A 16,661-nucleotide genomic window follows, 5' to 3' on the forward strand; every position below is an offset into this window, starting at 1 on the left:
TTAAATAAAGCTGTTAGTCAACATCATCGGTATCAAGCCCTAACAATTGGTAAAAAAAGTACCGGGAAAGACCTTCTGTCTTTCAAATGTTTATGCTACTGTTAACCTCAATAAACAGTATGACATAAGCAGGAAAAAAAGCTACCATCCAACAAGCTAACTGTCAATATGTATACAATGGGTGCAACAGATACTTCCCCGGGTACTTTTAAACCTCTGTTTAACTGGCTCTATGCGAAAGATTCCATATCAGAGTTTACTCGTCGAGACAGACCACGTCCTTCGTCTTATAAATCACACCGTTGACAGGTGCCGGATTCGAAGTAACCGTGATTGTCTACCTTCATTACAATATCTTAAAATCACTCACAATCAATTCATTGTTTTGATTGTCGCTGGGATACTTGCCGCGGAATAACCAAAGGTTGATTTTTAATCTCAGGTTCTGAGATGTTGGAATATCTTCTCCGGTATAAGTCCAGGTTTTCACCACATCTTCTTCCGGGGGCGTTAAGCTTTCTCCGAGATACGAGCCAAATTTGATTGAATCTTTCTGCCAATCGAAAAAATGCGTTGAGTAATCGTCTTTCAACGGCAGATTGAATCTCACTTTGTTACCTGCAGTTGAAGAGGGCTGAACGGCAAACTGACAATTATCGTTATTCGCGTCTCCCCATTTAGAAACTTCAATATCGATTTCCTGCACATCAGTCTCGTACGCAAATAAACCGGCGACTACATTTTTATCTAGTTCATCTACGCGACTATCCAGGAAAAAAACATATTTATGGTAACCATAGGTATTCCAAAGCGAGACTTTTGCACAATACCATTTTCCGTCACGTTGAGTTATTTTTAAATGCATCCGCCCCTGATCGTCGACCCAAACATTGTCTTCGGAATTGGAAAAATAGTTTGGCCCAGGTCCCACGGTATTATCGTTCGAGTCTTCAACGACCCAATCGTATCCCGCAAATGAGATTATCCTTGCTCCTTGTTGGACAGGTAAATCACCGGATGTTTCCTTTTTGCACGAAACAAATGCAAACAGAAATATAAGTAGCATGTACTTTACCATGTTACAAGAACTTAGGATTAGACTACAAGAACTTTTCAGCCCCTGTAGTCTAATTTTATTAATTATTGAACAGTAATCGCGACATCGAACGGATTAATGCTACCTCCATCCCTATCTTCTACAGATACGGTAAAGCTATCATCAGCCGAACTGGTACCGGAATGCACATACACAATGTTGCCGGTGTCAATGTCTAATTGAGTGAACTTACTACCGTCGGTCAATGTTTGTGTTCCCATTATCAACCACCCGTTTAAAGGAGCAGACTCCAGTGTATAGATAATGTCGGCCGGAGCGGCTCCACTCATCTCAAGTTCGGCGCTTTTAAGAACAGCAGAACCTCCGTTTTCAACTGAAAAACCGGTATTAGTTCCCATTGCCAGGTTACTGTTACCCGAAGAGAAAACAGCAATCAGCATCGGCGGTACATCCTTGGGATTTTCTTTCGAAATGAGATCATTGGTTTCGTTTCCTCCCGGCTCACCATCAATTTTAATTGCAATTTTTCCAGGATTCTGCAGTTTTCCGGCCACATAATCGGAGCAATCCCAACTAAACACTGAAACCTTGCTTGTTATCAGATGCGATATCTCATTCGGATCGGAATCGGGAGCATTGTTCCAGGTCATCGAAGTCTCAGACCATGTTGTATCCGGAACATTGTACAAGCTCAAACGCAATCCTTTTCCATGTGTGAAGTTCACACCCACATCGACGAAAGCCTGTCTTAAATTGCCGGTTTTAGTAATGTCCTTCAAATCGAACATCAGGAACGTTCTTCGGTCGTAATCTCCGGAACCATCCACATCTTTCACTTTAAGAAGAATATCAGAACCATAATTGACATCTTTACTTGCTCCGCCATTTATATAAGTATCCTGGATAGCGTAAATTGTATCGGTTTCCAGCGATGGATTTGTAATATCAGTCGTTCCGGTTACTGCCGAATAATAAACAAGAGCAGGAGAAATATCGATGACTCCGTTCGTGGGTTCCAGGTTGGAAGTTACAATCGTCCAACTCTGGTTTGTTCCCTGATTGATCACCCCCTGATAGTTGTTATTCCGGGATAAATACATTTGTTGACCGTTTTCTGTCTCAAAAGCAACCGGAAAACTAACGGTATAAAATGTACTATCCGTAAACAGTATTTTCTGAGGAATGATATGATACAACAAGATATTTTTCAATATCGGTACCGGAATATCGCTAATACTACTATAATTATTGGCAGCCAGATAATCTCTGAATGCACCGTTACGAGGCGCGATAAATGTTTTTTTATCTGCTCCGGAATACATATCCTCCAATCCGGCAGCTGTAATAGCATCCTTCAAGAATGACAGGGAATCTTGTTGCTGAATATATTCCCAGGCTGTCATGTTTAAGCTCGGATTCGTATTGCTGTGCTGATACTCAAAGTCTGGTTGAATTTCGCAACGTGTAAGAACCAGCATGAGCAAACTTGAAGCCACCATTATTCTAACCAGGTAAGCCCCATAGAAATATATCTTATTTTTTTTCATTATACTCATTTTTAACTTAATGAACTGTATTTTACCTAACGAAGACCTACTTGTAATAGTCGTTTTGTTCCATATTCGGATTCTTATTCAAAACGTTTGTACTGATAGGCCAAACCAGGTTTCCTTCGTCACTCAACCCATTTAAAGGCTGCATGGTAGAAATAGCTCGTCCGGTTCTGACAAGATCGAACCAACGATGACCTTCAAAACATAGTTCGACTGATCTTTCGTGCAAAATGGCAGACTCCAAGTCACCATATTTGTCGGCAGCTTCCTGTTCCGTATTAAAAGCTGGCAATCCGGCCCTGGTCCGAATTTTATTCAACAGATTCAGGGCTTCATTGATATTTTCAACTCCTCCAAGTTGTGCTAATGCCTCAGCGCGAAGCAACATGATATCAGCCAGCCTGATAAGAACAATATCCTGATGTGACTTAGAAGGATCTTCATCGTTCACTCCTTTACCCAGAAATTTCCAAATTGCTTTCGGATCGGAAAGGGTTGTATCGTAAACATAAGGAATACGCCGATCACCCGATTCGTAAGAAGCTTTAAATTTTTCGGAAGGAGTATAAATGGCATATGAGCCAAGTGCATAAAGAACACGCAGCAGATTCGTTTGCTCATCGTTATAGCCAACTTCAAAAATGCTTTCCTTTGAATAACCGTCAGTAAAAATCTTGCCCCAGTCATCCATACTCGAGACCAATGAATACAGAGGGTTATTCAGCACCAGCTGAGATGAAGCAACTGCTTCGCTATATTTGTGTCTCCACATATAAACCTCGGTAAGCAAGGCGTTCGCCGTTCCCTGCGTAACCATAATCCGGTCCTTTTCGTTATTAAATTTTTCAACGCAATTGGTAGCGGCATACGTCAGATCTTGTTCAATCTGATCAAGAACCTGTTCCTTATCCGTTTTTGTCACGAAAATATCCTGAGCAGTAGAAGTATAAGGTTCGGTGATTAACGGGACGTCACCCCATACGCGAACCAGATAGAAGTATGCGAGTGCACGTAAAGCCTTCGCCTGACCGACTAATTGAGCACCACCACTTGGATCGTCTTTGTATACATCGGGAATGTATTTGATGGCATAGTTTGCCCGACTAATCATTCTGTATAACGCAGACCAATCAGCAGAGCTAGCGGACTCACTCAGGTTATTCTGCATCAAAATCAATCCTTCTCCGGATTGGTCAGTTTGCACGTTGTCGGCCCGTCCTTCGCCCCAGTAAGCGAAATCAACTCTAAAAACGGATTGGGCTGCGTTGTAGATTCCATAGACTCCCGCCTGTGCATCACTTTTTGTTTTATAAAATCCCTCAGCAGAAAAACTACTAACCGGGCTTTTATCGAGTATATTATCTGTACAGGCTACCACCTGGACCAGAAGAATAATTACGACAGTTAATTTGATATATTTCATTTTCATTGCCTCCGGAATTAAAATTTAACATTTAAACCCATAATAAATGTGCGGCTCTGTGGGTAAGCTCCATCATCGATGCCTAACCGCAAACCACTATATGAGCTCACTTCCGGGTCGTATCCGGTATAATGCGTCCATGTCACCAGGTTTTGTCCGGTTACATAAAGACGTAATCCACTAATTTTCAACTTATCGGTAATCGCGTTAGGAAAATCGTAAGCCAGGTTAACATTTTTCAAACGGATATAGGAGCCATCCTCGATCCAACGATCAGACACCCGGTTGGTATTTCTCATTGGGTCGCCACGGGTCGGTTTCGGGTAATTGGTTACATCACCCTGTTCTCTCCAGCGGTTCAGCGCATCGGTCGAAACATTGTTGTATGAATTCACCCAGTTCCTCATAAAATTCAGGTTACTGTAGATATCATTTCCATAAGAGAACTGGAAGAAAACATTCAAACTAAAATTCTTATAGCTTAACTCGTTGTTCAGACCACCCGTGAATTTAGGTTGCGCGTCTCCGATAATTTGCCTGTCGCTATCGTCGATGATGTGATCACCATTTAAATCTTCCCAAATTACATCGCCTCCTTTAAATTCTTTTCCGTTAGACGATCCCATTCTTACATGATCAACATTGTCTTCATCCCTGGAATAAACGCCCATCGATTTCCATCCGTAGAAAACACCGATGGGTTCGCCTTCCTTCAGAATATGGTATGAACCATTTTGAATAAAACCATTCGTCAATATATCCTCGGGAAGACTGACAACTTTGTTTCGGTTAAAACTGATATTGAAACTGGTGTTCCATTTAAAGGCTTTCACAAAGTTGTAGGTTGTCAGCGATAGCTCCAGACCCTTGTTCTGAATTTCACCAATGTTCTTGGTGATGTAGTTAAAACCGGTCGTTTCCGGAATAGGAACAGCAAACAAAAGGTTGGATGTATTTTTAACATACACATCGCCTATGAATGATACCCGGTTATTCAGCATCGTCAAATCCATACCGGCGTCATACTGCGTAGTAGTCTCCCAGTGCAGAGCCGAGTTAGGCATCACAGTTGGTGACGCACCGGAATTATCCAGATAATTGGTTCCAATGGCAAATTCTCCCTGCGAAGTATAGTTTCCGATGGCTTCGTTACCGGTTTGTCCAACACTGAAACGCAGTTTACCATCGTCAAAGAAATTCAGATCCTTTACAAAAGGCTCATCTGAAAAACGCCATGCGGCAGAAGCTGATGGAAAATAACCGAAACGGTTGTCTTTACCAAAACGGGAAGAACCGTCGGCTCTGAAGTTTGCTTCGAAAAGATATTTACTTTTATAGTCATAGGTCAAACGACCGAAATAGGAAGCCAGACTGTGTCCATAGGTTACGTTGACTGCCTGGTTGGAAATGGTACCAGCACCATTGAGTGTATGAATGTTATCACTGGCAAAGTACATTCCGTCCAGACCGGTCACTTCGGTTTTCCATTCCTGCGTACTAAATCCGGCCATGGCCGAAAGGTGATGTACATCGTTGAACGACTTGGTGTAGGTCAGGTAGTCGTCGTTTGCCCAGGTCAGGTTATTGGTAGAGCGAACAGCTCCGCGGTTATACCCTGCCCGATAATCGACGGTTGTCGGATAGAACTCGTCCTCTTTCATGTTAATGAAATCGAGACTCAAATTAGCCCGGAATTTCAGGCCCTTTAGAAGCTCGTATTCCAGGTATTGGTTACCAATGATACGATTTGTCGTATTCAGGTGCGTAACCTCTTCGGCCAATGCCACCGGGTTACGTTTTCCGAAGAAATAATTAATGGGTGAACCATCGGGGAAAGTCAGCGAATATGTCGGAGGCCGGACCAAAATAGCGACCACCAGACTATTGTTCCCGGTACCGCCAGCATTAATACGATTGTTAACACCGTGCGTATACGAAACGCTCTGGCCGATTTTCATTTTATCGGAAACCGTGAAATCGGTATTCAACCTAGAAGTGATTCGTTTGTAATTCGAAGCCAGGAAAATACCATCCTGATCCAATACTGATGTACTGAAGGCATATTTCGAATTTTTGCTTCCTCCGGCAACCGAAAAATCTACCTGGCTTTGTTTGGCAGTACGATACATTACATTTTGCCAGTCAACATCGCCGTTGTTGCGAGGGCTGAGCGAATCGACTACCGTCCAGCTTGGTTCGGTCGGAGTCGTTGCCCCGTTATAGTAGTCCAGGTTACGATATGCATCGGTAACGACCTGACGCCATTGAGTCGCATTCAACACACTGAGGAAGCGGGTAATTTTACTGTATCCCATAGAAGCATTAATACTTACTTTCGCTTTACCTGCTTGTCCGCGCTTGGTAGTAATCAAAATTACACCGTTAGCAGCACGGGCACCGTAGATTGAAGTGGAAGCGGCATCTTTTAACACTTCTATTGACTGAATATCAGATGGATTGATATCAGCCAGCGGATTTAATCCGTGTGAATTCCATCCGTTTAACTGAGATAACGAATTGGTCTCAACGGGAACTCCGTCGATAACATAGAGCGGACTGTTTCCTGAATTCAGGGAAGACTGTCCGCGAACAGTTACAGTGATTCCATCACCGGGGGCACCGGAATTAGAAACCACCTGAACACCAGCTGCGCGTCCCTGCAAAGCCGACATCACATCTTTTACTTTTGAATTCTCGACCGACCCCATATTCACCGATACAATCGAACCGGTCAGGTCGCGCTTTTTCTGAATACCATATCCAACCGCCACAATCTCGTTCAGCGATACAGCCGAATCCTCCAACACAACATTCAGCATGTTCTTCCCGGTGATGTCCACCTCTTTGGTCTTCATCCCCACAAAGGAGAATTGCAGCATCCTGGTTTTTGAAGGCACATTGATACTGAAATTCCCGTTTGTATCGGTTATCGTACCGGTAGTGGTTCCAACCACCCGAACGTTGACACCTGGTATGGGCTCTCCGTTACTGTCGAGCACGACACCAGACACCTTCCTTTCCTGGGGCTGGGTAGACTGTTGTGGAGGAGCTTCTCTCTCCCTGAGAATCACCTGGTGATCCCGAATATCATAAGCAACGCCGGTCTCAGCACAGATTTGCTCCAAAACATCATAGATATTTTTATTTTCAATGTTCAGAGAATACTTTTTGGAGTAATCGAACAAATCGTCCTTGTAAATAAATACGTAGTCAGTTGATTGTTCCACGGCTTTGAGAACTTCCCGTATATTAGCATTTCTGAAATTGAATGTCAGATTGCTTTCCTGCGAAAAGCTTTTTCCGAAAGCCACAACTACAAGAAAAGTTAGTAGTAAGGTTAATTTCATCTTTCGAAAAGTTGTACGATTACTTTTCAAGCATAAGATATGCTCTAATCGCGTTTTTTTCATAATTTTGTACAATTAGTAGGTTATACACAAAATTTGCTAATCTTAGGCTGGATGAGGATGCCGCCTCACCAGCCTAATTTTTCATTATCTCATAATTATCTTTTCCTATTTGAACTATTTTCACCGAAGCGGTTTGTGACAACACATCCATCACTTCGTTTTTCTTTTCCGTTAACATCAGCTTTCCGGAAATCTTTAGCATGCCGACCATCGGATCCTGAAAGGAGATACGGATATTATAAAAACGTTCGAGTTTTCGGGTTACCCGATTGAAGTCTGAACTGGCAAACTTCAGCATACCATCTTTCCAAAGGATATAATTCTCCACATCCACTTGCCTAACTTTTGTTTCCTCATTATCGCGATTGTATGCCGCCATTTGGTTTGGCACTAAATCAATTGACTTATCAAACAACCCGGCGTTGTTTTGCCGAATGCGAACTTTTCCTTCGGCCAGTGTTGTTTCATATACATTATCCGAAGGATAGGCCGACACATTAAAATGAGTTCCTAAAACTTCTATATTGATATCGGTAGTCTGTACAATAAACGGATGTTTCGCATCCTTATGTACCTCGAAATATGCCTCGCCGACGAGGAATACTTCCCTGTGCTTTCCTTCAAAAACATCGGGATAAATGAGGCGGCTCCCAGCGTTCAGGTAAATCTTCGTTCCGTCGGATAACAGCATCTCTGACGTTTTTCCGTAAGGAACGATAAGCTGGTTCATCTCATTCTCTTTGCTGCCGGGCGTATCTTCCGATGAGGCCACCTGAATGGAATCGTTAATCACCAGTTTCTTGTCGCCGGCCGGGTAAGCAAAAGTCGATTTGTCTTCCGCCAATTTGATGTGTTGCCCATTAGGACGAATGAGTGTTGTCATCTGCCCTGAAGGCTGGCCGGAAATTTCCTGGGAAAGGAAGCGTTGATCCCTGTTGTCCTTCTTGTAAAAAAGTAATGCACCGATGGAGAAGAACAGCAAAGCTACTGCCGCGTAACGCGAAACAACAGCAACCAGTTTAATTGTCCGGTGGCCCGATTGTCTCCGCTCTATTTCTTTGAGAATACCAGAGAAAAGCATAATCTTCTGACTTTCGGAAAGATCGCTATCGATGGTGCGAAACTTTCCAACCACTTTTCGGGCCAGTCGAAGATTGGATTTTTCTTCAGGATGCTCTCGAAGGTAATTCTCCCAATAGCGTTCGATGCCTTCATCGGGATGAAATACCCAATCGATAAAGCGTTTATCTTCTAAAAACTGACCAATCTTGTCCATTAACTTTTATGCTTTTAATAGAAGGGACAGACAACTTCATTTTATGGACAGGATTTTTTAACTTTTTTTTAAGAAAACGAGTACTTTTTTCACAAACAAACCACAAAGCACTGATTATATGCACATTTCAAAACCACCCAAAATGAGAAAATAATTCAGAAATGTCATAGAGTATTTCAATTACCCCCAATGAAAAGCATTCAGCTTAGGAAAAAATGAAGACTATTATGGAAAGCACCACGCAAAATCGCCAGCAGAACAACATGAAAATTGAAAAAGATATAGCATACCCCCTTCGAAACATTGAGTTAACATGTCTGTAGATTCAGACCCGGCTGGAAGATGCATTGGTGTTATAGGAGAGCAAAAACAGCAAAAGTAAATCGGGATAATCGATGCTTTCGCGAACCGACTTAATGGCTCGGTAGACCTGCTTTCGGACTGATTCAATGGAAATTCCCAGCATCGAAGAAATTTCAGCATATTCGAGACTCAAGTTGAACCTCAGATAAATAATCTCTTTTTGTTTGGCAGGCAGATCGGTAATAATCTTTTTCACCTTTTCCAACACCATGTTACTGGCTTCTTCTTCCATGTACTGCTCCTCAAAGCTGTATTGTACATCGAACATGTCTACATCGTTAATCTGGCGTTTTTCCAGTCGCCGATGCTTTTGCAGTTTTCGTATCAGTACCCTTTTCAAGGCGACAATCAGATAGAGTCGCAGGTTCCTGGTGATGTTGGATTTCTTACGCTTGTCGTACAGATCGAGAAAAACTTCCTGGATGGAATCTTTGACCATGCCTTCATCCGGACTCAGCTTACTTCCATAGCGATATAAATCGTCGATAAAAAGATTATAAAGTTCAGCAAAAGCTTCTTTATCATCCTCTTGGACAATTTGCTCCCATAAAATATGAATCCTTTCCATTCCGGACAGAGACATGCTGTAAATACCAAATTAGTTTTCCCTTTTCCACAGTAAAGAACGCTAAATTGTTACAATTAAACAATGGTTCACATACTGACAGCCATTATCTTCAATGCCATTTATAAAGAATACGTCGGAAAAAATCTGAACAAAAGATATGAAATATCCAGCTCATTTTCAAACACTTTGCAGCCACTAAAATTCCTGTTGAAAACGATGAAATGAGAGGTGTCGGAATCCCGATTTTAAAAAGAACGCAACTATCCCATCTGCTAAATCAAAACCATTCTATCGGCTTACTTAAAGTTTTGTATCATTTCATACTGCTTTCCGCCTAACGGGAAACCGCAAACTTCGAGGAAAGCATTTAGTGATTCGGCGTCGGATGCCGTGTTAACGACTTTTGCCTGTTCAGTGGTTATTTTCTCCAGCAAAGACTTCAATAGTGCTGTTCCAATGCCTATTCTCCGGTGTCTTTTGTCAACGGAAAGCCACGAAATATCGCCGGTTTCAAATTCCGATATTCCATATCCTACCGGAATGCCTTCGTGACAACAGGTCACGCAATAGAACGTTTCCGGATTTCGATGGAAGGCTTCTATCGTATTCTGCCACGAAGGATGAAAATCGGCAAACGATTCAGCGATGTCGTCGGCTGGCAACGAAGTTTCCTGCAATGAAAAACCTTCCAGAAGCGCTTTCGGCGGAAGCGTTAGCTGCGATTGGCTTTGACGGTAGTAATGAAACGAACGGGTAACCTCGAAACCAAGCCGTTTGTAAAGCGATATGGCTTTATCATTGTTTTGCAGCACTTCGAGGAGATACTGCTTAATACCCGCTTCCCGGAGAGCCGGCAGCGATTCATTAAACAACCGGGTAACCAGTCCCTGCCCACGATAAGACTTCGCTGTTCCGGTCCCGGTATCATAAGCCGTTGGAAGTCCCTGGAACGTTCCGGTTCCATTCAGGATAAACGAAACCAGCCGGTCGCCATCAAAAGCACCAACCGACAAAGAGGCATCAAAACCCCGCCGTACCAGCATTAATCTCAACTCTTCTTTTGAAATGGAGATTTCGTAATCGGCAAATGCCGAATGAAAAGCGTTAAACAGCTCATCGAATGCCACCTGCTCCAATGAGCGAAAAGTAATTTCCATGGTATTCCGTTGAAATTTATCCCTAATTCCTTCTTCAGACTATGACAAACAAAGATAGCCGGGTGGAAAATAAACACAATAAATTTTGTGGCTAACTGAGGAGCGAACTGTTAAAAAATGGCCTTTTTTAAGGATATTATGCTATTTCATGACTTGCAGCTCTTCCATTCTTGATCTAAATTCCTTAGCTTTAGGATATGAAGGAATTCTCCCCCCATAACAGCCACCAGCAGGAAAAGCGGGTCGCTAACGAAGAACTGGATAATTTCCGGTTGATATCGAGGCACCACTCTCTGAAACTTCTGAAGCAGACAGAACGGGAGCGGCAGATAATTCTGCAGTGTACTATCCTTCCCGGAACTCTTTCGGGTGTCATTGGTCCGGTGCGCATCTGGCCAACAACCTATCTCATCGACCGAGAGAATAATTATCGTAGTCAATTAATAGCCGCCTGGAATATTTCACTGTATCCCGATTGGCATCAGGTTTCTTTCGAGAAAAAGATACACCGGATTACGCTTGTATTTTCAGCGCTTCACCAGAATTGTAAACAATTTGATTTGGTAGAAGATATTCCGGAAAAAGGCGCATTTGTGATTAGAAACATCACCCGCAACCAATTGGGTATTTACGAAGTACATATTTAGGTTAACCAAAAGAGGAATGATCGATACAGAAGCTTATCTCCATCGCATTGGTCTAAATAATCAAGCATCTGTTTCCTTTCAATCACTAACGCAATTACAAAAGGCACACTTACTCCATATTCCATTCGAAAATCTGGACATCCACCAAAACGTTCCAATTCAACTCAACATTGATCGCATCTACAACAAAGTAGTAAATCAACATCGCGGGGGATTCTGTTACGAGCTGAACGGGTTGTTTTATGAGCTCTTAAAAACATTGGACTTTGAGGTACGACGGATCTCCGCCCGCGTTTATCATGATGGTGAATATGCTCCCGAGTATGACCACCTCGCTATAGTTGCCACCATCGACGGAAAAGAATACCTGACCGATGTCGGTTTCGGCGAGTTCACTTTTTCGCCTCTGCAGCTCGACACGACGGAACCGCAACACGATGAGAGAGGCACCTTCCGGGTTGACCGCTACGAAAAAATTTACTACCGGGTAAGCAGACAAGAGAAAGAGGACTGGAAGCCCGTTTACATTTTTGAAAACAAGCACCGGAAATTCCAGGAGTTTGCAACTATGTGCCATTATCACCAAACGAGCCCGGAGTCACATTTCAAGCAAAAGCGAATGATTACCCTTCCCACCAATGGTGGCCGCATTACCTTAACAGATGACCTACTCAAAATCAGTCGAAACCAGGAAACGACGAAAGAAAAACCAGTGACCTGTAAAGAGGATTTCGACACGCTTCTTTTCACGTATTTCGGCCTGCATATGGGTAAGTAGCCCTTTCGTCAGCCCAAAAAAAGAATTCCGGAATAAAGCGTATGTGATAAACCATTCCCTTGCTGACAATTACCACATCGGGCGAAAAGAAATTGCTGTTGACCAATGAACGAAATTCAACCATTGTTGTTTTCAGAATGGAAAATGCTCAGTCAATTCTTGTAACTATAGTACGATTGAGTCGAATATTAAGTGAAGAAATTGGTTATAGAGGTGAAAAAATTGGGAGAGCGTGATATAAATCTCTTTTATTAAGATTAAATCTTTATAATTTTCACGTCGAAAGAAAAATACTAAGCAAGCTCATATGTCAACATTAGAAATCCCTTACGGGAAAGTTCTTAAAAATTTGTCCAAAGAAGATATCCTGAATGACTACAAGCTGGCGCACATCAGCCGGCAGATCAGTCTTATCGGACGCAAGGAGGTGTTAAGGGGTAACGCCGACTTCGGAATCTTTGGCGATGGAAAAGAGATCGCTCAGTTGGCAGCCGCCCATTTTTTTAGAGAGGGCGACTGGCGTTCAGGCTATTATCGCGACCAGACCTTTATGCTGGCGACCGGGATGACCACTCCCGAAGAACTATTTGCACAATTGTATGGCGACACGGATGCAAAAGCCAATCCGGGCAACGCAGGCCGGTCGATGGTGAACCATTATGGTACACCCAACGTAACACCCGACGGCCAGTGGCTCAACCTGGTCGAACAAAAAAACACTTCTTCCGACATTGCTCCCACTGCCGGTCAGATGCCTCGAATGGTTGGACTGGCGTATGCATCGAAACTTTACCGGAACAACAAAGATTTACACGAGTACACCCAGTTTTCCGATTTAGGCAATGAAGTGGTTTTTGGCACCATTGGCGATGCCAGTTCGGCCGAAGGTCACTTTTGGGAAACCGTCAACGCATCGGCGGTATTGCAAATTCCGTTGGCACTTTCGGTGTGGGACGATGGTTATGGTATTTCCGTTCCCGGAAAATATCAAATTACCAAAGCCAACATATCAGAAGTACTAAGTGGTTTCGAAAAGAAAAACGACAACGAAAACGGTATTCTCATATATCGGGCGAAAGGTTGGGATTATGCCCGATTACTGGAAATGTATGGCGAAGGCATTGCCCGTTGCCGGGAAAAGCATATTCCGGTTCTTTTCCATGTCAATGAGATGACTCAGCCCATGGGACACTCTTCATCGGGGTCGCACGAACGCTACAAGCCGAAAGAGCGACTGGAATGGGAAGCCGAATTCGATGCTATTCTAAAGATGAAAGAATGGCTGTTGGTCGAAGGTATTGCCACGGAGAAAGAGCTGAAAGCTTTGGAAAAAGAGGCGGAAGACATTGCCAGGAAGGCGAAAGACAAAGCCTGGAAAAATATTAGAACACCTGTACAAAAAGAACGCGACGAGCTGGTTCAAATAGTGGAAGGCCGTTCCTGCAGCTGTGTGGATACCCGAAGCGATGAAGTGGATGCCATTGCTGCTTCACTGAAAAAAATCAAGTATCCCATCCGAAAGGATACAGTCAGCTCGGCCCGGAGAATCATGCGCAATGTTTGCCGCACCTGTCCGGCCAAGCGAAGCCTTCAACATCAACTGTCCAACTGGCTGAAAGAACAGGGCGTCAAAAACCACGAACGTTACAGCAGCAAACTATACAGCGAAACAGAATTCGCAGCGGTGAAAGCCACTGCCGTTCCGCCGGTTTTTACCGCGAAATCGGAAACCATTCCCGGCCGTGAAATACTGCTGAGAAACTTTGACAAGCTGTTTGCCAAATACCCGTTACTGGTCACCTTTGGTGAAGATACCGGTGCACTGGGAGATGTCAATAAAGGACTGGAAGGCATGCAAGCCAAATATGGCGAACTCCGGGTAACCGATACCGGTATCCGTGAAACAACCATCCTTGGCCAGGGAATTGGTCTCGCTTTGCGCGGAATGCGTCCCATTGTCGAGATTCAGTACTTTGATTATATCATGTATGCGCTTCAGACACTAAGCGACGACCTCGCCACACTACACTGGAGAACTGCCGGCGCCCAAAAAGCACCGGTCATTATCCGTACCCGTGGTCACCGGTTGATTGGTATCTGGCATTCCGGTTCACCGCTCAGCATGATCATCAACTCGCTACGGGGCATCCATGTTTGCGTTCCCCGCGATATGACACAGGCAGCTGGTATGTATAATACCTTACTGGAATCGGATGATCCGGCGTTGGTAGTTGAGTCGCTAAACGGTTACCGTATCCGGGAGAAATGTCCGGAAAATCTGGGCGAGTTCAAAGTACCGCTCGGTATTCCCGAAATCATGCACGAAGGTACAGACGTAACGCTGGTTACTTATGGTTCCTGCGTGCGCATTGCACAGGAAGCTGTTAAGCAACTGGATGAATTTGGCATCAGCGTGGAACTGATCGATGTGCAAACGCTCTTGCCATTCGATACAACCAGCATCATTGGGAAATCGTTATCCAAAACAAACCGTATCATCTTCTTCGACGAGGACGTACCGGGAGGAACAACGGCCTTCATGATGCAGCAGGTAATGGAAAAACAGCAGGGATACTTCCAGCTTGATTCAGCTCCGAAGACCATCACAGCCCAATCGCACCGTCCGGCCTATACAACCGATGGAGATTACTTTTCCAATCCGAATGCCGAAGATGTGTTCGATGCCGTTTATGAAATGATAAGTGAAACCAATCCAAAACAGTTTCCTCCCATTTATCCCGAATAAAGAGAGCGGCTTTTCGATAACGATACAACACAAACCTGGCAGGTTTTTGAAACCTGCCAGGTTACCTTTTTAATAGCCAGGTATCAAAATTTGGCATTTTGCTACTTTTTCATCGCCCTGCAGAACAAGAAGGATTGATAACCATAGTTAATCGATATATAACAATAACCACATATGATAGATAAAAATCCTTCATACATTTATCTCTACTTATAAAATATCATTCAAAAAAAATTGAACTTTTTTAAAATTATCTTTGCCTTTTCGTCAGTAACGTCTACTTTAGTACGGCCAATTTTGGATAAAGAGTTTCAACCAAGAATAGATACTTTCAGAAAAGAAATAAAACAAAGAGCTGATAAAGGGTTGAATATGTTATACCATTAGTATTGCGTATTGTTATTTCTATTATAAAAATAAGGGCAAAAAGTAACCCAGCCCTTATATAAAGAACCGGGTTACAACAGTTGTTTTAATAATCTGGAGTAGGAAGCAGCAACTTCCTACTCCATTAAAAACTTTACAAAGAAATGAAAAAAATTGTTTTATTGTGCATGGCAGCTGCACTATCGACCTTTTTCGCTGGTTGCCAGAAGGATGAAATAAACGGTCAACTCACCGACAATGTCCAACAGAAAAGCGCTACGGTGCCCAATGTGTACTCAGAAAATGGCTATCTGGTATTCAAAAACATTGAAACACTGGATAGTATCGCACAAGTAATGAATCAGGAAGATTCTACATCACAAGTATCGTGGGAAGAATACATGCACTTTGAATCTGCAAGGACATACCGCGCCAAGCTGAATGATGAAATTTTCAGTACCGATGATTACTCCGTGTTTTTAAAAAAGGCAAATGAGGCGGCCTCGGAAGGTTACTTTAATAAAAAAGATTCATGCATGGATTATCCTTTTTCAAACTACAGTTGGGCATCTGTTCTCAACAAAGATGGCATTGTGAAAGTTGGAGATATTCTCTATGCTTTTAGCAAAAAGGGAGGGATAGCAATGTCCAAAGGAACTCCCGAACTTATTTCTCTGGCTCGAAAAGGTGGAGCATTACCAACGGGAATTGAATATACTCAATTTGGAAATTCTTTGAAATCGGCAACAATAAATGACTACCGAACAATAAATGATTATGGAAAATATTTTAAAACGGAAAAAAGAAATCGCAAGTATAAATTATCAGTTTATTTAAGCTACGATGTCATTAAAGTCAAAAGACGTGTTTATATTCCTGATGTCCACGATTTCAAGGATGTCATGTTACCTGATGGAGTAAAGTATGAAATATATTGCCACCAACAGAAGAAAGGGACTTTCGGATGGAGAGATTATCAGACTCATTTGTCTTACAAAGACTTTGCAGTAAAAATAGGAGGGAATAGTATACCGGAAATAAATTTTACTTATCCAGCAGTAAATTATTCTGATTCAAATCCCAGTTTAAAACAGCCTTCAAATGCTTTATCTAATCACTTTATTTTGTTATATGATGCTAAATATCCTTTCAAGATAGTTAGTGATAATCCGCCGGCAGCACCTAAACCTCCGACAGTAAGACTAATTGATTTTAAAATCTGGACAAGGAAAACGGGGAATGAATCGGATCCGATTCATTTTGTTGTTCAATAAGTAACATCGACTGAAATATGAAATACCGGGGCGCCTATTTCAA

At 42.8% G+C, this 16,661-nt stretch carries 11 protein-coding genes; 4 read left to right on the forward strand and 7 right to left on the reverse strand.

Translation table 11 applies throughout. The features are described from left to right. Positions 1–346: 346 nt before the first annotated feature. The 7 genes from T426_RS0116850 to T426_RS0116885 all read right to left on the reverse strand — a co-directional run bounded on the left by T426_RS0116850 (position 347) and on the right by T426_RS0116885 (position 10,807). A complete protein-coding gene (locus T426_RS0116850; protein ID WP_148303816.1) occupies positions 347–1,066 on the reverse strand; it encodes a glycoside hydrolase family 16 protein in 720 nt (239 codons plus the stop codon). Between the two features lie 74 nt (positions 1,067–1,140). Beyond that, positions 1,141–2,604, reverse strand: coding sequence for a CBM96 family carbohydrate-binding protein (locus tag T426_RS0116855; protein WP_027586002.1), 1,464 nt, complete (start codon positions 2,602–2,604; stop codon positions 1,141–1,143). 46 nt (positions 2,605–2,650) lie between these two features. Further along, positions 2,651–4,039, reverse strand: a complete 1,389-nt coding sequence (locus T426_RS0116860) for a RagB/SusD family nutrient uptake outer membrane protein (protein ID WP_027586003.1) — start codon at positions 4,037–4,039, stop codon at positions 2,651–2,653. Positions 4,040–4,050: 11 nt separating this feature from the next. Then, the gene (locus tag T426_RS24105; RefSeq protein ID WP_025865498.1) at positions 4,051–7,380 is read right to left on the reverse strand and encodes a SusC/RagA family TonB-linked outer membrane protein; all 3,330 of its coding nucleotides are present in this window, start codon (positions 7,378–7,380) and stop codon (positions 4,051–4,053) included. Between the two features lie 136 nt (positions 7,381–7,516). Continuing rightward, on the reverse strand, positions 7,517–8,719 hold the full coding sequence (locus T426_RS0116870; RefSeq protein ID WP_025865497.1) for a FecR family protein: 1,203 nt from the start codon (positions 8,717–8,719) through the stop codon (positions 7,517–7,519). 325 nt (positions 8,720–9,044) lie between these two features. After that, complete coding sequence (locus tag T426_RS0116875; RefSeq protein ID WP_169737695.1) at positions 9,045–9,650, reverse strand: RNA polymerase sigma factor; 606 nt, start codon at positions 9,648–9,650, stop codon at positions 9,045–9,047. Positions 9,651–9,946: 296 nt separating this feature from the next. Beyond that, positions 9,947–10,807: a GNAT family N-acetyltransferase gene (locus tag T426_RS0116885; protein ID WP_025865495.1), complete on the reverse strand. Its 861-nt coding sequence runs from the start codon at positions 10,805–10,807 to the stop codon at positions 9,947–9,949. A gap of 197 nt (positions 10,808–11,004) precedes the next feature. Here T426_RS0116885 and T426_RS0116890 point away from each other — a divergent pair, with 197 nt between their 5' ends. The 4 genes from T426_RS0116890 (at position 11,005) to T426_RS0116905 (ending at position 16,618) form a co-directional block, all read left to right on the forward strand. Continuing rightward, entirely contained in the window at positions 11,005–11,454 is a 450-nt protein-coding gene (locus T426_RS0116890) for a hypothetical protein (RefSeq protein WP_025865494.1), read from the forward strand. 16 nt (positions 11,455–11,470) lie between these two features. Then, the gene (locus T426_RS0116895; protein ID WP_199898674.1) at positions 11,471–12,232 is read left to right on the forward strand and encodes an arylamine N-acetyltransferase family protein; all 762 of its coding nucleotides are present in this window, start codon (positions 11,471–11,473) and stop codon (positions 12,230–12,232) included. 307 nt (positions 12,233–12,539) lie between these two features. Beyond that, complete coding sequence (locus T426_RS0116900) at positions 12,540–14,978, forward strand: alpha-ketoacid dehydrogenase subunit alpha/beta (RefSeq protein WP_025865492.1); 2,439 nt, start codon at positions 12,540–12,542, stop codon at positions 14,976–14,978. 530 nt (positions 14,979–15,508) lie between these two features. Then, the gene (locus T426_RS0116905) at positions 15,509–16,618 is read left to right on the forward strand and encodes a hypothetical protein (RefSeq protein ID WP_027586007.1); all 1,110 of its coding nucleotides are present in this window, start codon (positions 15,509–15,511) and stop codon (positions 16,616–16,618) included. The last annotated feature ends 43 nt before the right edge of the window (positions 16,619–16,661 follow it).

The organism is Prolixibacter bellariivorans ATCC BAA-1284, assembly GCF_000621705.1.
Taxonomy (GTDB): Bacteria; Bacteroidota; Bacteroidia; order Bacteroidales; family Prolixibacteraceae; genus Prolixibacter; species Prolixibacter bellariivorans.